Genomic DNA, 20324 nt, shown 5'->3' with positions numbered 1-20324 from the left:
GTTATGCTTTATATAAATTGAAAATTTTGCTTTCATGGCCGATCAAACCTTACGCCGGTCGTTGCCATGCCCAAGTCGCTGTTGGAACAGCTGCCCGAGATCGTCGCCCGCGGACGCCAGCAGGCCGAGAAGATCCTGGAGAGCCTGGAAGGACGCCACCGGGTCAGCCTGCAGACACGCGAGTGGGTGCTGCCGTCGAAAGACACGCGCGACAGCGACTGGATCGCCGCGGCGAACCGGCAGGCACACCTGGGCGACGAAGGCACGGCCGACTGGACCAACCGGCTGATCTACGGCGACAACCTGCTGGCGATGGCCGCGCTGCTGGCCGGCGACGAACACACCCCCAGCCTGCGCGGCAAGGTCGACCTGATCTACATCGATCCACCGTTCGACTCGAAAGCCGACTACCGCACCAAGGTGTCCCTGCCGGGCGTGGAGCTGGAGCAGAAGCCGACGGTGATCGAGCAGTTCGCGTATTCCGATACGTGGTCGGACGGCACGGCGTCGTATCTGGCGATGATCACACCGCGGCTGATCCTGATGCGGGAGCTATTGAGCGATAGCGGGTCGATCTACGTACATTTGGATTGGCATGTCGGCCATTACGTCAAAGTTGTGATTGACGAGATATTTGGAAAAGATAGATTTCGGAACGAGATCACCTGGCAGCGCACGAATTCCCATAACGAGGCTGGGCAGTGGGGGCGAATTCACGACACGATCCTGTTCTACACCAAGACTGAAAATAGCTATTGGAATCCTGACCGCGTTCCATTTTCTCCCGAACAATTGAAACGCTAGGCCGACTCAAACTCCACGTGCAACACCATGCCGCATCTGACATAGGCTGTTGCGATGAGAACGTACAACGAATTGACCCTGAACGAGCGAGTGGAGATCCAGCAGCGCCTGGCGTCGGGCGACAGCTTGCGAGCCATGGGAAGATCGCTGGGGCGCGCACCAAGCACGATCAGTCGCGAGTGCCGTCGAGCGAGCGCTTCCCCGGATAGCTACCAGGCGCAGGCGGCACAACATCACCGCGAGCAGTGCCGGGCCAAGCCACGGGTACCACGGAAACTGGGTGACCCCGCCCTGTGGGAGACGGTACAAGCGCTGCTGCGGGCGCGCTGGTCGCCGGAGCAGATCGCCGGGATACTGGCGCGAGGGTTTCCTGATACAGCGAGCTACCGGGTGTCCCACGAAACGATCTACACCGCGGTGTACCTGGTGCCTCGCGGCGAACTGCGCAAGGAACTGATCGGATGCTTGCGGCAAGGCCGCAGCACACGCAAGCCACGCACGCGCGGCACCGACCGGCGCGGCCAGATCCCGGACATGCAGAGCATCCACGTCCGCCCGCCAGAGGTTGCCGATCGCCTGATCCCGGGTCACTGGGAGGGCGATCTCATCAAGGGCGCAGGCAACCGTTCCTCGGTGGGCACGCTGGTCGAGCGCACCAGCGGCTTCGTGGTGCTGGCCAAGATGAGCAGCGCCAGCGCGGCCGACGCGCTGGAGAGCTTCGGCAAGGCCTTGAAGGGCATCCCCGAAGCGCTGCGCAAGACGCTGACGTACGACCAGGGCAAGGAGATGAGTTATCACGCGGCACTGACCTTGCGCACCGGCGTGCAGGTGTACTTCGCCGACCCGCACAGCCCGTGGCAGCGCGGCAGCAACGAAAACACCAACGGTCTGTTGCGGCAGTACCTGCCCAAGGGCACGGACCTGTCCGTCTACAGCCAGGCCGAGCTGGACCAGATCGCCCTGAGCCTCAACACGCGGCCGCGAAAGCGCCATCAATTCCGCACCCCGCTGGAGGTTTACAACGACCACCTCAGACTGGCTGAGGCAGAAGCAGGAACGATTCACTGATCATGTTGCACGTGGACCTTGAAACCGCCCTACAAAAAAGACTCCAAAGGTCGCCTCTACACCTGCCAAGACATGACTGCTGAGAGAAAGAGCAGCGATTCCGGCAAGTTCAACTGGCGCGGGACGATGCCCAGTGCTGGTCGTGGTTGGGGATACACGTTGGAGCAGCTCGAGGCTTGGTGGGAGCAAGGGCGCATTGCGTTTAAGAAAGATGGCACGCCCCGCATGGATGGATTGATCGTCTATCTCGATGAAAAGGATGGCGCTGTCCCACAATCAATCTGGTCAGACGTATCGCGCGTAGGCAACACTTCGTCAGAACGCATTGGCTACAGCACGCAAAAGCCTGAAATTCTGATTGAGCGTATCGTCAAAGCATCTTGCCCCGAGAATGGCCTCGTCGCCGACTTCAACGGCGGCTCCGGCACCACCGCCGCCGTCGCCGAAAAGCTCGGTCGCCGCTGGATCACCACCGACCTCGGCAAGCCCGCCTGCATGATCATGCGCAAGCGGCTGATCGACCAGGGCGCCAAGCCGTTCCTGTACCAGGCAATCGGCGACTACCAGGTCGAGGCGGCGAAGAGCGCGATGGGACGCAGTTTCCGCGTCGGCGACCTGTCCGGCATCGTGCTGTCGTTGTATGGCGCGCTGCCGCTGCAGCCGGAAGACAACCCGCTACGCAATCTCGGCGCAGTGGTGTTCGCCGGCAAGAAGACCCTGGTACTGGTCGACTCGCCGAACAAGCTCACCGGCGACGCCACGTTGCGCAAGGCGATTGCCCAGCGCGACCACCTGCTCGGCGGCTGGGACCGCGTGGTGGTGCTGGGCTGGAACTTCGAGCCGTCGATCGGCCAGAGCATCACCGCGTTGAACGACCCACGGCTGGAAGTGCTGGTGATTCCGCCCGACCTGCTCGACCGCCTGCGCAAGAAGGGCGGCATCGAGAAGCTGCGTGGCCAGGTGCGTTTCTCCAGCCTGCAGTACCTGACGATCAAGCCGGTGCGCCGCCAGCGCAGTGGCGACGAGGAGCAGTTGCACGTCACCCTGGACAACTACGTGCTGCTCTCGCCCGAGGCGATCAACCTGGACGAGGACAACCGCAAGAAGCTGCTCAAGGTGGCCAATGCCGAACCATTGGCGCTGATCGAGTACTGGGCGGTGGACCCGGACTACGACGGCCAGGTGTTCCGTTCGGTGTGGCAGGACTACCGCGGCAACACCGCCAACGACGACGACCCGCTGCGGGTAATCACCAGCGCCGAGTTCAGCGTGCCGCGCAAGGCCGGCGAACGCCGGGTATGCGTGCGCGTGGTCGACGTGTTCGGCTTCGAGGCCGAGGTGGTGCAGGTGGTGGCGGAGGCGCGGGCGTGAGCCCGCTCGCGAAATCCCTCCACTCGCCATTCCGGCGGCTCTCAACAGCCGAAGGGGAGAAGTCAGGCAGCGAGGCGCCGCACCTTCTTCAGGCTGCTGCCGAGCTCGCGTTCGGCGATTTTCAAGTCGTAGGAGGTCTGCAGGTTGATCCAGAACTGCGGACTCTGCCCGAAGGCACGCCCGAAACGCAGCGCCAGTTCAGCGGTCACCGGCCGCTGTTCCCGGACGATGTGCGAGATGCGCATGGGGGATACACCGATGGCGCGTGCGAACGCCGCCTGACTCATGCCGAGGTCGCCCAGGATTTCCTCCAGCAATTCGCCGGGATGGATGGGCGGAAGACCGTTGACGGTGGCTGGAATGGACATGATTGCGAATCCTCAGTGGTAATCAACGATCTCGACATCAAATGCGTGACCGCCCTCGAAGCGAAAACACAACCGCCATTGGTCGTTGATGCGGACGCTCCATTGGCCGGCCCGATCCCCACTCAGAAGCTCCAGTCGGTTGGAGGCCGGTTGGCGCAGGTCTTCGGGACTGATGGCGATATCGAGGTACCTCAGGCGGGTCAGCGCACGGCGCAAGATGTCCCGCGGCAACCGCCTGGCCGTTCCGGTCGCGAACAACCGTTCCGTTTCCTTGTCGGCGAAGCTCCTGATCATCCGGTGACTCCTGTCGGGATGGCTGATGACGGCCCGCCAAGCATAAACAACATGTTTACGCCATGCAACGCCGGGGAGTGTGCGCATGTCTGACGCCAACCGCCCGCTGGCGCTCGCCACCGCCCTCACCCGCCGCACCGAGCAACTGTGCATCGGCCTCGAACAGGGCATCGCCGATATCTACGAGCTGGTGACGCCGGTGACCGCCGAACTGCTGCGCTGGTGGTTCGGCGAGGATGCCTGCCAGTCGCGCACGTACAATTTCCATCCGGGCCAGCGCCAGGCGATCCTCAATGTGATCGCGGCGCACGAGGTGCTGGACAGCCCGAACCTGAAGAACCTCTACGAGCAGGTCTGCGCCGAGGCGCTGCTGGAAGGCAGGCGGCTCGCGGACGTGACCCAAGGCAAGCACGGCCATCCGAAGTATTGCCTGAAGATGGCTACCGGCACCGGCAAGACCTGGGTGCTGCAGGCGCTTCTGGTGTGGCAGCTGTTGAACAAGACCGCGGCGCTGGACGAGGGGCGCGACGATCCGCGCTTCACCCGCCGCTTCCTGATCGTGGCGCCGGGGCTGATCGTGTATGAGCGGCTGCTGGATGCGTTCCTCGGCAAGGAGAACGAGGACAAGAGCCGCGACTTCGCCAGCTCCGACATTGCCAGCTACGCCGAGCTGTTCGCGCCGCCGGCGCGGCGCGAGCGTATCGCGCAGTTCGTGCGCGGCAACGTCTGCCAGAAGCAGGAGATCGGCCTGAAGGCCACCGGCAACGGCATGATCGCAATCACCAACTGGCATCTGCTCAGCGAGGCCGAAGAGGAGATCGAGGAGGACGAGCAAGCCATCGCGCCCGGCATGATCGCCGACGCTTCCCGCGTCGCCTACGACGTGCTGCCCCTGACACCCGGCCGCGCCACCGGCAACAGCCTCGACGTGCTCGACCGGCGCTGGGCACGCGGCAACGTGCTCTCCTACCTCGCCGACTTGCCCGACCTGATGGTGTTCAACGACGAGGCACACCACATCCACGAGTTGAAGAAGGAAGGCGAGACCACCGAGGTCGAGTGGCAGAAGAGCCTGTCGATCATCGCCGAGGGCAAGGGTCGCCGTTTCGTGCAGATGGATTTCTCCGCCACGCCGTACAACGACGTCGGCAGCGGCAGGAAGAAGGCCAAGCTGTATTTCCCGCACATCGTGGTGGACTTCGACCTGAAGGACGCGATGCGACTGGGCCTGGTGAAGTCGCTGGTGCTGGACAAGCGCAAGGAACTCGGCGCGCTGCCGTTGGAGTTCAAGGCCGAGCGTGACGCCGACGGCAATGTGGCGCTGTCCGAAGGCCAGCGTGTGATGCTCCGTGCCGGCCTGCAGAAATTGCGCAAGCTTGAGGCGGACTTCGCCCGCCTCGACGCCACGCGCCATCCGAAGATGCTGGTGGTGTGCGAGGACACCACGGTGTCGCCGCTGGTGGCGCAGTTCCTGCTCGACGAAGGTCTGCATGACGACGACGTGCTTACCGTCGATTCCGGCAGGAAGGCCGAGCTGGGCGAGAAGCAGTGGGCGCCGCTGCGCCAGCGCCTGTTCAACGTGGACCGGCACGCGCAGCCGCGGGTAATCGTCAGTGTGCTCATGCTGCGCGAGGGTTTCGACGTCAACAATATCTGCGTGATCGTGCCGCTGCGTTCCAGCCAGGCGCAGATCCTGCTGGAGCAGACCATCGGCCGCGGCCTGCGGCTGATGTGGCGCGACCCGGAATACGCCGACATCAAGCGCGAGAACCGCGAGCGGATCAACCACGGCGAGGAGCCGGGTTCGCTGATCGACATTCTCTCCATCGTCGAGCATCCGGCGTTCCAGAGCTTCTATGACGAGCTGATGCGCGAAGGGCTGGTCGGCGAGACCGGCGACGACGAGGGCAGCAGCACCGGCGACCTGATTCCGTCCGAACTGCGCGAAGGTTACGAGGCATACGACTTCGCCATTCCGTTCATCCTGCGCGAGGCGGACGACAGCGTCGACCACCTGCCAATCGACATCGCCGCCCTGCCGACCTTCAGCGCGATGAGTCGCACGAAGCTGGCCGATCTGCTGGGCAAGGGCGACACCTTCACCTCGCAGGACCTGCAGAGCAGCACGCTGTTCGGCGACTACCGCGTCGACGGCGCGGCGATGAACGTCAGCGGCTACAACGAACTGCTGTCGCGGCTGACCCGGCGGGTGAGCCAGGCGCTGAACTACCCGCTGCCGAAGGGCAACAGGATTTCGCCGCATCTGGATCGCCCGTACCTGCAGATGAACACGGCGGCCCTGGCGACCGCGCTGGACGACTACATCCGCGAACGGCTGTTCGACGAATCTTTCGAACCGTTCGAGGACGAAGGCTGGCGATTGTTGCTGCTGCAACCGGTGATCGACCACATCGTGAAGGTCTTCGGCCTGGCACTGGTGCGCGCCGAGGAACACTCCGTGACCGGCCACACCGAGGTGCGTCACCGCCGGCTGTCGGAAGTGACCAGGCTGATGGTGCGTGAGAGCGCCTCACTGGAAGTGACCAAATGCATCTACCAACGTCTGCCCTACCCCACCCGCAGCGGCGGGCTGGAACGCGGCTTCATCGAATGGGCGCAAAGCGATGCAAGCGTCGAGGCGTTCTGCAAGATCAGCGAGAATCGGCACGATTTCGTGCGGCTACGTTACGTCAAGGATGACGGCATGGCCGCGCTGTATATCCCCGACTTCCTGGTCCGCACGGCAGACGCGATCTATCTGGTCGAGACCAAGGGGCAGGAACAGGTCAGCCATCCGAACGTGCAGCGCAAGCTGAAGGCGGCGACCACCTGGTGCGAGCGGATCAACGCGCTGGACCCGGAACAACGCGGCGGGCGCGTGTGGCACTACGCGCTGGTCGGCGAGTCGCTGTTCCATGACTGGCGCGACAAGGGTGCGCGGCTGGGCGAGCTGCTCGCGTTCTCGCGTGCCCGGACGGCGCCCACGGCACAGTCGCAAGGCGGCCTGGCGTTCGGGGAATGAAGGCCCGGCTCGGCGTCGTGGGCCAGGCGTGGCGGTAGGGCGGGCACCGTCCGCCGTTCCCGGGTCAGGAGTTGACGGGCAGTGCCCGCCCTTACAGCGCTGAGCCTTCACTCGCAGGGGCCCGCTGGCCGGCGTGACTTTTGCGGGGTGGCACGGAGTGGTCAATTCTGCAACCATCGGCCCCTTTCCGGCGCGCTTCGCGCCGCTACGGGAACCTCGCATGACCCAAGAACGCGCGATCCGCCGCGATGTCGGCCCGTTCGCCCTGATGCTTACCGGCCTGGGCTCGATCATCGGCTCGGGCTGGTTGTTCGGCGCCTGGCGCGCGGCGCAGATCGCAGGACCGGGGGCGATCTGGGCGTGGGTCATCGGCGCGGTGGTCATCATGGCGATCGCGCTGACCTACGCCGAGTTGGGCGCGATGTTTCCCGAATCCGGCGGCATGGTGCGCTACGGGCATTACTCGCACGGCTCGCTGGTCGGCTTCATCGCGGCGTGGGCGAACTGGATCGCGATCGTCTCGGTGATCTCGGTCGAAGCGGAAGCGTCGGCGCAGTACATGTCGTCGTGGAAGTGGGATTGGGCGAAGGATCTCTATCACCAGGTTCCTGGCAGCCATGGCGAGCTGAGCACCACCGGCCTGCTGATCGCCGCAGCGCTGGTGATCGTGTACTTCCTGTTCAACTTCTGGAGTGTGAAGCTGTTCGCGCGCTCCAACACCGCCATCACCCTGTTCAAGCTGGTGATCCCCGCGCTCACCGCGGTGCTGCTGATGATGAGCGGCTTCCATCCGGAAAACTTCAGCGTCGGCATCCACGGCGAGCTGCACAAGACCGATTTCGCCTCGATCCTCACCGCGGTGGCGATCGCCGGCATCGTGTTCAGCTTCAACGGTTTCCAGAGCCCGGTGAACCTCGCCGGCGAAGCGCGCAACCCGGGCCGCAGCATCCCGTTCGCGATCGTCTGCGCGATCGCGCTGGCCACCATCGTGTACGTGTTGCTGCAGGTGGCGTTCATCGGCGCGGTGCCGCGCGAGATGCTGGCCAATGTGGGCTGGCACGGCATCGACTTCAGCTCGCCGTTCGCCGATCTGGCGATCATCCTCGGGCTGCAATGGCTGGCCACGCTGTTGTTCATCGACGCGGTGATCAGCCCCAGCGGCACCGGCATGACCTATACCGCCACCACCGCGCGCATGCTGTACGGCATGGAGCGCAACGGCACCTTGCCGAAGATCCTCGGCACCGTGCATCCGAAGTGGGGCGTGCCGCGGCCGGCGATGTGGGTGAACCTGGCGGTGTCGTTCCTGTTCCTGTTCTTCTTCCGCGGCTGGGGTGCGCTGGCGGCGGTGATTTCGGTGGCCACGATCATTTCCTACCTCACCGGCCCGGTCAGCGTGATGACGCTGCGGCGGACCGCGCCGGAATTGAACCGCCCGTTCCGCCTTGCCGGCCTGCCGATCCTGGCCGGCGTCGCCTTCATCATGTCCACCGAACTGCTGTACTGGGCCAGGTGGCCGCTGACGGGCGAGATCATCGTGCTGATGGTGGTCGCGTTGCCGGTGTACTTCTATTACCAGGCCAAGGCCGGCTGGCACGATTTCGGCCGGCAGATGAAGGGCGCCTGGTGGCTGGTCTGCTATCTGCCCACGCTGGCGCTGGTGTCGTGGGCGGGGAGCACGATGTTCGGCGGCAAGGGTTACCTGTCCTACGGCTGGGACCTGGCGCTGGTGGCGGTGATCGGCCTGGTGTTCTACCTGTGGGGCGTGAAATCCGGCTGGCGCACGCCGTCGGTGGAAGCCGTACGCCTCGAGGCGCACGAGCATCCGGGTGAGCTGCAGGTGCCGCCGGACGAAGAGAGCGCCGAGCGCATCACCGGCCGCTGAGCCCGCCTCATTCAATCGACGAAACGCACGGCCCAGGCCGTGCGTTTTCGTTCATGCGTTCCCGGCCGTGTCGAAAACGCGGCGGCCGGTTCGTCGCCCTGACATGCATCCACTTTCGGCTGCACATCGAACGGGAGTCCGCCATGCTTTCCATACGCACCGCCATCATCACCACCACTCTGCTGCTTGCCGCCAGTGGCAGCGCCGTCGCCGCCGCGGTGACCTACCGGATCGATCCAGACCACACCTACCCCAGCTTCGAGGCCGATCACATGGGCGGGCTGTCGGTGTGGCGCGGCAAGTTCAATCACACTCGCGGCACGGTCACGCTGGACAAGACCGCCGGCACCGGCACGGTGGATGTCACCGTCGACATCAAGAGTGCCGACTTCGGCCTGGACGCCTTGAACCGGAGCGCGCAGGGCAAGGACCTGTTCGAAAGCAGCCGCTACCCGCAGGCGACCTACACCGGCAAGCTCGTCGACTTCGTCAACGGTGCGCCGACGCGGGTCGCCGGCAAGTTGACCCTGCACGGCGCCACCCATCCGCTGGATCTCAAGATCAACAGCTTCAAGTGCATGCCGCATCCGGTGTTCAAGCGCGAAGTCTGCGGCGCCGATGCACTGGCCACGTTCCGGCGCGACACCTTCGGCATCGATGCCGGCAGGGATTACGGCTTCAACATGGACGTGACGCTGCGCATCCAGGTCGAGGCGATTGCGGTCAAGTAAGACGCGCCCTCACCCCAGCGCCAGCACGTCCCCCAGCAAGGCCTGCGCCGTCACCTCCGGTCCGGCGCCCGGGCCCTGGATCACCAGCGGCTGGGTGTTGTAGCGGGTGGTGGTGAGGGCGAACTGGTTGTCGGTGCCGTACAGGCGCGCGGCCGGGTGGGTCAGCGGTACTTCGGCCAGGCCCACCCGGGCCAGGCCGCGCTGGTTGAGGCGGGCGAGGAAGCGCAGCACGCAACCGCGCGAGGCCGCGTCGGCGTGACGCGCGGCGAGCGGCGCGTCCAGCTCGTCCAGTCGCGCCAGGAACGCGTCGGCATCGAGCGAGCGCAGCGCCTCGGGCACCAGGCCTTCCACCTGCACCTCGTCGCTGCCCAGCGAGAAGCCGGCGCTGCGCGCGATGATCAGCAGCTTGCGCGCCACGTCCTCGCCGGACAGGTCCGAGCGCGGATCGGGCTCGGTGTAGCCCAGCCGGCGCGCCTCGCGCAGCAGCTCGGAAAACGGCCGGCTGCCGTCGTACTGGTTGAACAGCCACGACAGCGAGCCGGAGAACACACCTTCCAGGGTCAGCAGGTGATCGCCGCACGCGCGCAGCCGACGCAGCGTGGACAGCACCGGCAGGCCCGCGCCGACCGTCGCCGAATCGCCGTAACGACCGCCGCCATCCAGCGCCGCCTGCAAGGCACGCCAGCCGGACAACTCGCCGCCGGCCAGCGCCTTGTTCGCGGTGACCACGTGATAGCCGCGCGCCAGCCATTCCGCATGGCGCGCCGCCAGCGTCGCGCTGGCGGTGGCGTCGACGATCACCTTCGCCACCGCCCCGCTGGCATCCAGTGCCGCGAGCAGGCCCGCGTTGTCGCGCGGCGCGCCATGCTGGTTGAGCTGGTCGCGCAGGCCGCGCCGGGCCAGCCGGTCCGGATCGGTCTGCTGGCGCCGCGAGTTCGCCGCACCGACCAGGCGCAGCGAACGGGCCGCGTCGGTGTTGAGCAGCTTCAGCAAGGCACCACCCACCACGCCGGTGCCGAGCAGCACGATCGCCGTGGTCGACGCCGCCGCGCCGCGTGCGTGGAGCGCGTGCTCGGCCAGCACCGCGCTCATGCGGGCACCCGGCGTTTGGACGTCCGTACCGCTTCGGCGCGGGCCAGTGCGGCGTCGACGTCGCGCAGCAGGTCGTCGCCGTCCTCGATGCCTACCGACACGCGCAGCAGGCTGTCGGAAATGCCCGCCGTGCGCCGCGCCTCCGGCGCCATCGAGGCGTGCGTCATGGTCGCCGGGTGCGCAATCAGGCTTTCCACGCCGCCCAGCGATTCGGCCAGCGAGAAATATTCCAGCCCGTCGACGAAGGCCTCGATCTGCGGCACGTCGCCGTCCAGTTCGAAGCTGAGCATGGCGCCGAAGCCGAGCTGCTGGCGCGCCGCCAGCACATGGCCGGGGTGGCCGGCCAGGCCCGGGTAGTAGACCTTGCGCACGGCAGCATGGCCGTCCAGCCGCTCGGCCAGGCGCGCAGCGTTCTCCTGGTGCTGGCGCAGGCGCACGCCCAGCGTGCGCAGGCCGCGCAGGGTGAGGTAGCTGTCGAACGGCGCGCCGGTGAGCCCGGTGCAGTTGGCCCACCACTTCAGCTGCTCGGCCACCGCCGCGTCGCGCGCCACCACCGCGCCGCCGACGACGTCGCTGTGGCCGTTGATGTACTTGGTGGTCGAGTGCACCACCACGTCCGCGCCGAGCAGCAAGGGCTGCTGCAGCGCCGGCGACAGGAAGGTGTTGTCGACCACCAGCAGCGCGCCGGCCGCATGCGCGGCTTGCGCGACGTGGCGGATGTCGGTGATCCGCAGCAGCGGGTTGGATGGCGTCTCCACCCATACCAGCGCCGGCTTGCGCGCCAGCGCCGCGGCCAGTGCCACGTTGTCGGTGAGGTCGGCGAACTCGACCGCGAAGCGCCCCTTCTTTGCCCACGCATCCAGCAGGCGCCAGCTGCCGCCGTAGCAATCGTGCGCCGCCAGCACGGTGGCGCCGGGCGGCACCAGTTCCAGCGCCAGCGCCACCGCCGACATGCCGCTGGAAGTGACCACCGCGCCGGCGCCCTGCTCCAGCTCCGCCAGCGCCTCGGCCAGCAGGTCGCGGGTGGGATTGCCGCTGCGCGAATAGTCGTATGCGCGCTTGCGACCGAAGCCCTCGAAGCTGTAGTTGGTCGACAGGTGCAGCGCCGGCACCACCGCGCCGTGCTGGGTGTCGCTTTCGATGCCGGCGCGCACGGCGCGGGTACAGGGGGCGGGTGAGGTCATCTCAATCTCCAGGTCTTTCGGCAATCGGTGAAGTCGCAGGGCGGGCACTGCCCTACAGGGCTATCGCCTCGCGCAGCAGCGGCGCGAGTTGTTCGGGTTCTTTCAGGAAGGCGTCGTGGCCGTAGGGCGACTCGACCACTTCGAGCGTTGCCGGGCCGCGCAGGCGGCGCTGCAACTCGCACAGGTCGGCCAGCGGCACCAGCCGGTCGGACGGAAAGCCGATCAGCGTCGCCGGCGCGGCCACCTGCTCGGGCTCGACCTGGTGCAGGTCGATCGATTCGGACAGGGCGAGGAAGCGATCGGCGTCGAAGCGCTCGACGAAACGCCGGCCCTGGTGCTCCAGGTAATCCTCGACCGGGAAATGGAAGCGTTCCGCGCGCTGCTCGGGCGCGCCGGCGAAGCGGCGACCGAATTCGGCGCTGCCGCGATAGGTGGTGATCGCCAGCTGCCGCGCCAGCGCCAGCGCCTCGTCGACATGGCCGCTGGCCTGGCCCAGCCGCACGATGCCGCGCTGCACGCTGCGCTGGGCGGTGCTGAGCGGGTGCGGCCGGTGGGCACCGGCCAGCAGCACGAGTCGGTCTGCCGCACGCGGATGGCGGGCGGCGAAGGCCAGCGCCACCATCGCACCGTAGGACGAGCCGACGAAGGCATGCGCGCGGGCGATGCCCAGCGCGCGCAGCAGGCCAGCCAGCGCATCGGCCTGGTCCTCGCTGGAGACCGCCTCGGCGCCGAGTTGCGCGCTGTCCAGCCAGTCGATCGACAGCACCCGGCAACGCGTCAGGTCGATCGCCCCGCCGTCGCTGGCCAACTCCCGCCACCAGCCGGCCGCACCGCTGACATCGCAATCGGCCGAGATGCCGCCCTGCACGATCACCGTGGGTCCGCCCACCGCGCCGTGCCACGCGTAGCCAACCTCGACTTCGCGCGGGCCGCTGCCGTACTTCGGCTGCAGGATCAGCCGGCGGCTGTCGCGCCGGGCGGCCAGGCGCAGGCACGGTTCCGCCGACGGCACGAACGCGTCGTGCGGGGTGTCGATACATCGGGCTTGGGACTGCAAGGTCATGCCAGTGGCTCCGGTCGGCATCGCCCCGCGGGGGACCGGAGTGGCCGCCGCCCGTGACTCGGCGGCGCAGGCCGCGAAACGGGTGACGCCCATCTACCGGCAGGTGCACCGCGCACCTCCGCAGGAGTTGGCACCTTGACGGAAACGCTCCGCAGGTTGCCCCGGCTTCAAAGGGCCTGTCCCTCAGCCGGTCTCGATGAGTGGGCGGATGGTGGCGCCTGGAACGCCTTGTGTCAATAGACGTCTAAACATCTAAACGTTTATATGGGCGAAATTCATCGCATGGACACTTCGAGAGGCATCGGCGGGCAGTGCCCGCCGTGTGCATTGCCGGGGTGGCGCACTGTCCGGCCGCGGGGGATGCTGCTACCGTGTCGCCCCATGACTCCCCCTCTCGACCGCCCCGCCTTGCAGGCCCGCCTGCATCGCGACGGCTTCGCCTTCGTCACCGCCGAACACATGCGCCAGTTGCTGCCGATGCCGGAGATGGACGACTGGCCGGCCTTTCGCGCCAGCTGGAACGACCTGGCACCCGACACCTACCTGGCGGCGGTAGGTCGGCATCGCAGCCGGCGCCACGCCACGTTCGCGATCGAGCCGGACGGCACGCTGCAGCGCCAGCCGCACCAGCCGCATTGGCAGAGTGCGCGCTACAACCCGTTGCAGGGTGACATCCAGCGCTGGTTCCTGCCGATCCGGCCGGCGCTGGCCGGTGGCGCCAGCATGCGCTGCATCCTGCAGTTTGCGCATGCGCTGTTCGCCCCGATGGCGGTCGGCGGGCCGCGCCGCTGGCATGTCGAGACGCACCAGTTCCGCATCGAGGCGCGCGCCGACGAGCCTGGCGAGCCCACCCCGGAGGGCGTCCACCACGACGGCGTCGACTACGTGCTGGTGCTGCTGATCGACCGCCAGAACATCGAGAGCGGCACCACCACCATCCACGCCGATGACGGCGCGCTGCTGGGCAGTTTCACTCTGGCCCATCCGCTGGACGCGGCCATGGTCATCGATGCCCGCGTCAGCCATGGCGTCACCGCGGTCACCCCGATCGACCCGGCGCAAGCGTCGCATCGCGATGTGCTGGTGGTGACCTTTCGCGCTGCCGCGCCGGCGTCCCCCGGCGCCTGAGCGCACCTCGCCGGCGGCCATTTGCGCCATCGAATCGGCCGCTGCGACAATCACCGAACGGCCTCATCGCGAGCACGCCATGCCCCTCGTCGCCAACCTCCTGATCGTCCTGATCGCGCTGCTGCACCTGTGGTTCCTGATCCTCGAGATGTTCCTGTGGACGCGACCTTCCGGTCGCCGCGCGTTCGGCCTCAGCGAGGAGTTCGCCGAACAGTCGCGGGCGCTGGCGGCCAACCAGGGGCTGTACAACGGCTTCCTCGTCGCCGGGCTGATCTGGGGCGTGTGGCTGGGTCCGGACGGGTTCGCCATCAAGGTGTTCTTCCTTGGCTGCGTGCTCGCCGCGGGCGTGTTCGGCGGGCTCACCGCGGCGCGCAAGATCCTCTGGTTCCAGGCACTGCCGGCCGCGGTCGCGTTGCTGCTGGTGCTCGCTTGAGCCGCGCGCAGGGCCCCGCCCGGGAAGCGGTGGGGGCGCGCTTTGATCCGGCGCTGATGCTGCGCGCCCGCGAGCGCAGCTGGGCGGCGCTGCAGGCGATTCGCGCGCGCATGCAGCCGGGCATCAGCGAACCCGAGGCGGTGGCGCTCGCCCACGAGGTGTTCGCCGAACTCGGCAGCGAGCGGTTGTGGCACCGGCCGCTGATCCGCATCGGCCGCAACACCACCAAGGGGTTCCGCGAGCCTTCCGAGCCGGGCGTGCGGCTGGGCGAGAACGACAGCTACTTCATCGACCTCGGACTGGTCTTCGACGGCCACGAAGGCGACGTGGGCGATACCTTCGTGGTCGGTCACGCGCCGCAACGCCAGGCCTGCGCCGACGCGGCGCGCGCCCTGTTCCGGCAGGTGGCCTACGCCTGGCGCCACGACGGCCTGAGCGGCCGCGCCCTGTACGCCTTCGCCACCCAACGCGCCGCGGCCATGGGCTGGCGTTTCAACCAGGCGATCAAGGGCCACCGGGTCAGCGATTTTCCGCATGCGATCCACCACGGCGGCGACCTCGGCGACCTCGACCGCGTGCCGGCCAGCGGCCTGTGGATACTGGAGATCCAGCTCGCCCACCCGAGCGAACCCTTCGGCGCCTTCCACGAAGACCTGCTCGAGGGCAACCGCCTGAGCTGAGGGTCGCGCCGGTCACAAGCTGACGCATCGCGTCGCTGGCCGCCGGCAGCGCGACCGGCCGAGGCAGGCGCAGCCTGGGCCGGCGCTGCCCGCGCTGGCGCGGCCGGCGGCGTGGACAAGACTTTTGGCACCGCTCGTGCATGAGCCAAGGCAGGCAACGCGACGCGCCCCATTCGCCGGGTCGTCGCCACTGGGGAACGAGGACACGCACATGCTGGCCACTACAACCGACTCCGCCGATACGTCAGATCGACACGACCAGACCGTGCGCCGCTTCATGGAGCACGCCCGCGCGGTCGCCGCCGGCGAAGCCGAGGGCGACGTGTTCACCTGGTTCCTGGCCGGCGAATACCAGTGGGAAATGGAAGCCGCCGGCACCTGGCTGGTGGAGTCGCCGGCAAGCCGGTTGTCCGTGACGGAGAAGGACACCATGCGCCACTTCATGTCGTGCATGCCGGCGATCCGCGACGCCATCCTGGACGGCCGCAAGGCCGCCGCACGGCGCAACGACAGCTCACTCGCGCCCGAATGGACCGACTGGCTGGAACTGGCCGCGCTGCCGAGCTGGAACGACTTCACCATCCGCACCGCGATCCTGCTCAGCCAACTGGGCGAACCGGCGCGCAACGACCCGCACTACGGCATCGTCGCGGGCTGAGCCTGCGCCCCCTCCCCGGCTTGCGGGGGAGGGTCGGGTGGCTCGCTCCCGGCAAACGAGGAGCGAGAACAAGAACCTCATCCCCTCACCCTCCCCATCCCCGGGGGAGCGGCAGCGCGTGGCGCACCGCCACCCGTGCCCGGCCACGCCCTGATCCCTGCACGTCCCTCCTCGCTACAATGGGCGGATCGCCGGTCGCATCCTGCGCTTCCGGCCCTCTCCAATGGACGCGCGTCATGGCTCGCAGCAAACCTCTGCAACGTTTCCGCAACATCGGCATCATCGCGCACATCGACGCGGGCAAGACCACCACGACCGAGCGCGTGCTGTATTACACCGGCCGCAAGCACCAGATCGTCAACACGCACGAGACCAAGGACGGCAAGGGCTCCACCACCACCGACTACATGGAGCAGGAGCGCAAGCGCGGCATCACGATCCAGTCGGCGGCGGTGACCACGGAGTGGAAGGGCCATCAGATCAACCTGATCGATACCCCGGGCCACGTCGATTTCACCATCGAGGTGAACCGCTCGCTGCGCGTGCTGGACGGCGCCGTGGTCGTGTTCGACGGCGTCGCCGGCGTGGAGCCGCAGACCGAGACCAACTGGCGCCTGGCCGACCAGTACCACGTGCCGCGGCTGTGCTACGTCAACAAGATGGACCGCATCGGCGCCAACTTCGCGCACTGCGTGAAGGGCATCCGCGAACGCCTGAACGCGCCGGCGCTGCTGTGCCAGGTGCCGCTGGGCAGCAGCGACGAGTTCTGCGGCATGGCCGACCTGGTCGCCGGCGTGGCGCTGATCTGGCAGTCCGACGACAAGGACAGCAAGTGGGAGACGGTCTCCTTCGAGGAGGCGCAGCAGCGCCTGAAGTTCGCCACGGCCGCCGACAACGAGTGGCTCTCGCAACTGCCCGCGCTGCGCCAGGAGCTGCTCGAACACGCGCTGGCGATGGACGATGACGCCTTCGAGCGCCTGATCGAAACCGGCGAGCACGACCCGGAAGTGCTGAAGAAGTGCATCCGCACGGGCTGCGTCAGCGGCAAGCTGGTGCCGGTGCTGTGCGGCTCCTCGTACAAGAACAAGGGCGTGCAGCAGCTGCTGGATGCCGTGGTCGACTACATGCCCTACCCGGGCGAGAACGGCGGCATCTCCATCGTCGACGAGGACGGCAACGCCATCGGCGAACAGCCGGTCACCGACGATGCGCCCGCGCGCGCGCTGGCGTTCAAGGTCATCAACGACCAGTTCGGCACGCTGACCTTCTGCCGCATCTACTCCGGCGTGATCCGGAAGGGCGACACCCTGCTCAACGTCACCCGCGGCAAGAAGGAGCGCGTGGGCCGCATCGTCGAGGTGCAGGCCGACCACACCCGCGAGATCGACGAGACCCGCGCCGGCGACATCTGCGCCTTCGTCTCGATGAAGGAGACCGAGACCGGCGACTCGCTGAGCGACCCGGCGCACCCGGCCCTGCTCGAACGCATGCGCTTCCCCGACCCGGTGATCAGCGTGTCGGTGGAGCCGAAGAACCGCAACGACGTCGACAAGCTCTCCACCGCGCTCTACAAGATGGTCAAGGCCGACCCCTCGCTGCGCATGGAGGTGGACCAGGAAACCGGCCAGACCGTGCTCAAGGGCATGGGCGAGCTGCACCTGGAAATCACCATCGACCGCATGCGCACCGAGCTGGGCGTGGAAGCGAACATGGGCAAGCCCAAGGTCAGCTTCCGCGAGGCGTTCGGGCAGACGGTGGAGCACACCTACACGCACAAGAAGCAGTCCGGCGGCTCCGGCCAGTTCGCCGAGGTGACGATCATCTTCGAGCCGGGCGAGCCGGGCTCGGGCGTGGTGTTCTCCGACGAGGTGGTCGGCGGCCGGGTGCCGCGCGAATACATCCCCGCGGTGCAGCACGCGATCGAGGTCGAATCGCGCCAGGGCCAGGTGGCCGGTTACGAGGTGGTGGATTTCAAGGCGCGCCTGATCGACGGCAAGTACCACGACGTGGACTCCTCCGCACTGGCCTTCGAGATCGCCGGGCGCGCCTGCTTCCGCGAGGCGCAGAAGCTCAGCAAGCCGAAGCTGCTCGAACCGATCATGAGCCTGGAGGTGGTCACCGAGGCGAGCTACCTCGGCGACATCATCGGCGACATCAACCGTCGCCGCGGCAGCATCTCCGACCAGGGCCAGAAAGGCACGTCGGCCTTCGTGCAGGGTTTCGTGCCGCTGTCGGAGATGTTCGGCTACATCAACTTCCTGCGCTCGGCCACCAGCGGCCGCGGCAACTTCAGCATGATCTTCGACCACTACCAGGAAGTGCCCGCCAGCATGGTGGAGAAGCTGATGGAGAAGGAGGCGAAGTAGGTCCGACAGCCGCTGCGGCGAGAACCACCGCGACACATGGAGCAGGCCCGGGAGCTGGCATCCCGGGCCTTTTCGTTGGTGGCTGCTCGCGGCGACCACGGCAATTTTTACGCGAATTTTATGCCGTCAGCGCGTGGCGCTATGCCGCTGTTACGGCCCGACGCCCAGACTGCGCGCCTGATCCATTCCAGGCAGTGCAGATGTTTCACCTCGTCGTTCTTCCCGTCGCACCGGCATCCGCCGGGCCCATCGCCATCGGCCATGACGCATGAACAACCCGTCGCAAAGGCGCCGGCTCGCCGCCCTGGCACTGGGCGCCGTGGGCGTGGTCTACGGCGACATCGGCACCAGCCCGCTCTACACGTTGAAGGAAGTGTTCGGCGAGCATGGCGTACCGGTCACGCCGGCGAACCTGCTGGGCGCGCTGAGCCTGGTGTTCTGGTCGCTGATCATCGTGGTGTCGATCAAGTACGTGGTGTTCATCATGCGCGCCGACAACAACGGCGAAGGCGGCATCATGGCCTTGCTGGCGCTGGCCCAGCGCAGCGCGCGCGACGTGCCGTATCTGCGCATGGGCCTGATCGTGCTCGGCCTGTTCGGTGCCGCCCTGTTCTATGGTGACGGCGTGATCACGCCGGCGATATCGGTACTGTCGGCGGTCGAGGGGCTGAAGGTCGCCGCACCGGGGCTGGAGCCCTGGGTGCTGCCGATCACCGTCGGGGTGATCATCGGGCTGCTCTGGCTGCAGAAGCACGGCACGCATCGGATCGGCGCCGTGTTCGGCCCGGTCTGCGTGATCTGGTTCATCAGCATCGCCGGCCTCGGCGTGCTGGGCATCGCGCGCCATCCGGAGGTTCTGCGGGCGCTCAGTCCGACCTACGGCATCGACTTCTTCCTGCGCAACCACGCCGAGGCGTTCTTCGCGCTCGGGGCAGTGGTGCTGGCAGTTACCGGCACCGAGGCGCTGTATGCGGACATGGGCCACTTCGGCAGGCGCCCGATCCAGTTGGCCTGGTTCAACTTCGTGCTGCCGGCGCTGGTGCTGAACTACTTCGGCCAGGGCGCGCTGATCCTGCACGACCCCGCCGCGGTGGCCAATCCGTTCTATCACCTGGTGCCGCGCTTCATGCTGTATCCGATGATCGCGCTGGCCACGACCGCCACCGTGGTTGCCTCGCAGGCGGTGATCTCCGGCGCGTTTTCGATGACGCGCGAGGCGATGCAGCTGGGCTACATGCCGCGCATGCGGGTGGTGCACACCTCGTCGGAGATGGCCGGCCAGATCTATGTGCCGTGGATCAACCGAATCCTGTTGATCCTGATCGTGGCGGCCGTGCTCGGCTTCCGCTCGTCGGACAACCTGGGCGCTGCCTATGGCATCGCCGTCACCGGCACCATGGTCACCACCACCCTGCTGGCACTGGTGGTGGCGCGCTACCAGTGGCGCTGGCGCCTGCCGGCCGTGATCGCCACCGGCGCTGCCCTTCTCACGGTGGACGTCGCCTTCTTCAGCGCCAACCTGGTCAAGGTGGAACACGGCGGCTGGTTTCCGCTGGCGCTGGGCCTGTGCGTGTTCGCGGTGATGACGACCTGGCGCCGCGGACGCGAATTGGTGGTACGGGAAATCCAGCAAGGCGGCGTGGCGTTGGCGCCGTTCATCCGCAACCTGGCGGATCATCCGCTGGTGCGCGTGCCTGGCACCGCGGTGTTCCTGACCGCCAATGCCGAGGCGATTCCCAGCTCGTTGCTGCACAATCTCAAACACAACAAGGTGCTGCACGAGCGCAATGTGCTGCTTACCGTCGAGACACTGGATACGCCCCGGGCCGAACCTCCGGAACGACTTGAATGGACTGCGCTGGGCCAGGGCTTCACCCGGTTGCGCCTGCGTTTCGGTTTCAGCGAGGACCCGGACATACCGCTGCGACTGGCACAGTGCGGCCATCACGGCCTGCCGTTCGACATGATGGATACCACCTTCTTCCTGTCCCGCGAGACCGTCGTGGCCGGCCGGCATGCCCACGGCATGGCGGCCTGGCGTGACCGCCTGTTCGCCTTCATGGCGCACAATGCGCTGTCCGCGACCGCGTTCTTCCGGATTCCCGGCAACCGGCGCATCGAACTGGGATCGGAGGTGGAGATATGACACGACATCGGCCATCGACCCATCGCCGGGA

General features: G+C 67.1%; 17 protein-coding genes, 1 pseudogene and 1 riboswitch. Of the genes and pseudogenes, 13 read left to right on the top strand and 5 right to left on the bottom strand.

Annotation, left to right across the window (positions count from 1 at the left end; all coding sequences use genetic code 11):
- Positions 1 to 66 precede the first annotated feature (66 nt).
- The 4 genes and pseudogenes from ACVCMB_RS15910 (at position 67) to ACVCMB_RS15895 (ending at position 3243) form a co-directional block, all read left to right on the top strand.
- Positions 67 to 804: a DNA methyltransferase gene (locus ACVCMB_RS15910; RefSeq protein ID WP_447105662.1), complete on the top strand. Its 738-nt coding sequence runs from the start codon at positions 67 to 69 to the stop codon at positions 802 to 804.
- A 54-nt stretch (positions 805 to 858) separates the two neighbouring features.
- Positions 859 to 1872, top strand: coding sequence for an IS30 family transposase (locus ACVCMB_RS15905; protein ID WP_447105661.1), 1014 nt, complete (start codon positions 859 to 861; stop codon positions 1870 to 1872).
- Positions 1873 to 1944: 72 nt separating this feature from the next.
- Positions 1945 to 2361, top strand: a pseudogene (locus ACVCMB_RS15900) (DNA methyltransferase); the annotation flags it as partial.
- A gap of 6 nt (positions 2362 to 2367) precedes the next feature.
- Positions 2368 to 3243, top strand: coding sequence for a hypothetical protein (locus tag ACVCMB_RS15895; RefSeq protein ID WP_447107223.1), 876 nt, complete (start codon positions 2368 to 2370; stop codon positions 3241 to 3243).
- A gap of 62 nt (positions 3244 to 3305) precedes the next feature.
- On the opposite strand, the gene ACVCMB_RS15890 is transcribed toward ACVCMB_RS15895, so the two are convergent.
- Positions 3306 to 3611, bottom strand: a complete 306-nt coding sequence (locus ACVCMB_RS15890; RefSeq protein ID WP_395116630.1) for a HigA family addiction module antitoxin — start codon at positions 3609 to 3611, stop codon at positions 3306 to 3308.
- A 12-nt stretch (positions 3612 to 3623) separates the two neighbouring features.
- On the bottom strand, positions 3624 to 3905 hold the full coding sequence (locus tag ACVCMB_RS15885; protein ID WP_447105660.1) for a type II toxin-antitoxin system RelE/ParE family toxin: 282 nt from the start codon (positions 3903 to 3905) through the stop codon (positions 3624 to 3626).
- A gap of 85 nt (positions 3906 to 3990) precedes the next feature.
- On the opposite strand from ACVCMB_RS15885, the gene ACVCMB_RS15880 reads away from it, so the two are divergent.
- From ACVCMB_RS15880 to ACVCMB_RS15870, 3 genes are all read left to right on the top strand, one after another.
- The gene (locus ACVCMB_RS15880) at positions 3991 to 6927 is read left to right on the top strand and encodes a DEAD/DEAH box helicase family protein (protein WP_395116626.1); all 2937 of its coding nucleotides are present in this window, start codon (positions 3991 to 3993) and stop codon (positions 6925 to 6927) included.
- 220 nt (positions 6928 to 7147) lie between these two features.
- Positions 7148 to 8812 (top strand): APC family permease, encoded by a 1665-nt coding sequence (locus ACVCMB_RS15875; protein WP_447105659.1) that lies wholly within the window; start codon positions 7148 to 7150, stop codon positions 8810 to 8812.
- Between the two features lie 143 nt (positions 8813 to 8955).
- Positions 8956 to 9543 (top strand): YceI family protein, encoded by a 588-nt coding sequence (locus tag ACVCMB_RS15870; RefSeq protein WP_447105658.1) that lies wholly within the window; start codon positions 8956 to 8958, stop codon positions 9541 to 9543.
- 9 nt (positions 9544 to 9552) lie between these two features.
- On the opposite strand, the gene ACVCMB_RS15865 is transcribed toward ACVCMB_RS15870, so the two are convergent.
- The 3 genes from ACVCMB_RS15865 to metX are packed head-to-tail and all read right to left on the bottom strand — an operon-like array spanning position 9553 to position 12882.
- Complete coding sequence (locus tag ACVCMB_RS15865) at positions 9553 to 10635, bottom strand: homoserine dehydrogenase (protein ID WP_447105657.1); 1083 nt, start codon at positions 10633 to 10635, stop codon at positions 9553 to 9555.
- Complete coding sequence (metB, locus tag ACVCMB_RS15860) at positions 10632 to 11831, bottom strand: cystathionine gamma-synthase (protein ID WP_447107188.1); 1200 nt, start codon at positions 11829 to 11831, stop codon at positions 10632 to 10634. Before metB ends, ACVCMB_RS15865 begins: the two co-directional genes overlap by 4 nt.
- Before the next feature lie 40 nt (positions 11832 to 11871).
- On the bottom strand, positions 11872 to 12882 hold the full coding sequence (gene metX / locus ACVCMB_RS15855; protein WP_447105656.1) for a homoserine O-succinyltransferase MetX: 1011 nt from the start codon (positions 12880 to 12882) through the stop codon (positions 11872 to 11874).
- Between the two features lie 86 nt (positions 12883 to 12968).
- Positions 12969 to 13085, bottom strand: a riboswitch (SAM riboswitch).
- A 178-nt stretch (positions 13086 to 13263) separates the two neighbouring features.
- Here metX and ACVCMB_RS15850 point away from each other — a divergent pair.
- The 6 genes from ACVCMB_RS15850 (at position 13264) to ACVCMB_RS15825 (ending at position 20293) form a co-directional block, all read left to right on the top strand.
- Positions 13264 to 14010 (top strand): 2OG-Fe dioxygenase family protein, encoded by a 747-nt coding sequence (locus ACVCMB_RS15850; RefSeq protein WP_447105655.1) that lies wholly within the window; start codon positions 13264 to 13266, stop codon positions 14008 to 14010.
- Between the two features lie 79 nt (positions 14011 to 14089).
- Positions 14090 to 14443, top strand: coding sequence for a DUF1304 domain-containing protein (locus tag ACVCMB_RS15845; RefSeq protein ID WP_447097126.1), 354 nt, complete (start codon positions 14090 to 14092; stop codon positions 14441 to 14443).
- Positions 14440 to 15123: a M24 family metallopeptidase gene (locus ACVCMB_RS15840; protein ID WP_447105654.1), complete on the top strand. Its 684-nt coding sequence runs from the start codon at positions 14440 to 14442 to the stop codon at positions 15121 to 15123. Before ACVCMB_RS15845 ends, ACVCMB_RS15840 begins: the two co-directional genes overlap by 4 nt.
- Before the next feature lie 211 nt (positions 15124 to 15334).
- Entirely contained in the window at positions 15335 to 15781 is a 447-nt protein-coding gene (locus tag ACVCMB_RS15835; RefSeq protein WP_395116610.1) for a hypothetical protein, read from the top strand.
- A gap of 236 nt (positions 15782 to 16017) precedes the next feature.
- On the top strand, positions 16018 to 18147 hold the full coding sequence (fusA, locus tag ACVCMB_RS15830) for an elongation factor G (protein WP_395116608.1): 2130 nt from the start codon (positions 16018 to 16020) through the stop codon (positions 18145 to 18147).
- A 268-nt stretch (positions 18148 to 18415) separates the two neighbouring features.
- A complete protein-coding gene (locus ACVCMB_RS15825; protein ID WP_447105653.1) occupies positions 18416 to 20293 on the top strand; it encodes a potassium transporter Kup in 1878 nt (625 codons plus the stop codon).
- Positions 20294 to 20324 lie beyond the last annotated feature (31 nt).

Source organism: Rhodanobacter sp. UC4443_H10 (assembly GCF_052978325.1).
This window is presented reverse-complemented; position numbering and strand designations above follow the sequence as displayed.

Bases quoted from the DNA above. Each gene is read 5' to 3' on its own strand.
- ACVCMB_RS15910 (WP_447105662.1), top strand. From the start codon at position 67: ATGCCCAAGTCGCTGTTGGAACAGCTGCCCGAGATCGTCGCCCGCGGA.
- ACVCMB_RS15905 (WP_447105661.1), top strand. From the start codon at position 859: ATGAGAACGTACAACGAATTGACCCTGAACGAGCGAGTGGAGATCCAG.
- ACVCMB_RS15895 (WP_447107223.1), top strand. From the start codon at position 2,368: ATGATCATGCGCAAGCGGCTGATCGACCAGGGCGCCAAGCCGTTCCTG.
- ACVCMB_RS15890 (WP_395116630.1), bottom strand. From the start codon at position 3,611: ATGTCCATTCCAGCCACCGTCAACGGTCTTCCGCCCATCCATCCCGGC.
- ACVCMB_RS15885 (WP_447105660.1), bottom strand. From the start codon at position 3,905: ATGATCAGGAGCTTCGCCGACAAGGAAACGGAACGGTTGTTCGCGACC.
- ACVCMB_RS15880 (WP_395116626.1), top strand. From the start codon at position 3,991: ATGTCTGACGCCAACCGCCCGCTGGCGCTCGCCACCGCCCTCACCCGC.
- ACVCMB_RS15875 (WP_447105659.1), top strand. From the start codon at position 7,148: ATGACCCAAGAACGCGCGATCCGCCGCGATGTCGGCCCGTTCGCCCTG.
- ACVCMB_RS15870 (WP_447105658.1), top strand. From the start codon at position 8,956: ATGCTTTCCATACGCACCGCCATCATCACCACCACTCTGCTGCTTGCC.
- ACVCMB_RS15865 (WP_447105657.1), bottom strand. From the start codon at position 10,635: ATGAGCGCGGTGCTGGCCGAGCACGCGCTCCACGCACGCGGCGCGGCG.
- metX (WP_447105656.1), bottom strand. From the start codon at position 12,882: ATGACCTTGCAGTCCCAAGCCCGATGTATCGACACCCCGCACGACGCG.
- ACVCMB_RS15850 (WP_447105655.1), top strand. From the start codon at position 13,264: ATGACTCCCCCTCTCGACCGCCCCGCCTTGCAGGCCCGCCTGCATCGC.
- ACVCMB_RS15845 (WP_447097126.1), top strand. From the start codon at position 14,090: ATGCCCCTCGTCGCCAACCTCCTGATCGTCCTGATCGCGCTGCTGCAC.
- ACVCMB_RS15835 (WP_395116610.1), top strand. From the start codon at position 15,335: ATGCTGGCCACTACAACCGACTCCGCCGATACGTCAGATCGACACGAC.
- fusA (WP_395116608.1), top strand. From the start codon at position 16,018: ATGGCTCGCAGCAAACCTCTGCAACGTTTCCGCAACATCGGCATCATC.
- ACVCMB_RS15825 (WP_447105653.1), top strand. From the start codon at position 18,416: ATGAACAACCCGTCGCAAAGGCGCCGGCTCGCCGCCCTGGCACTGGGC.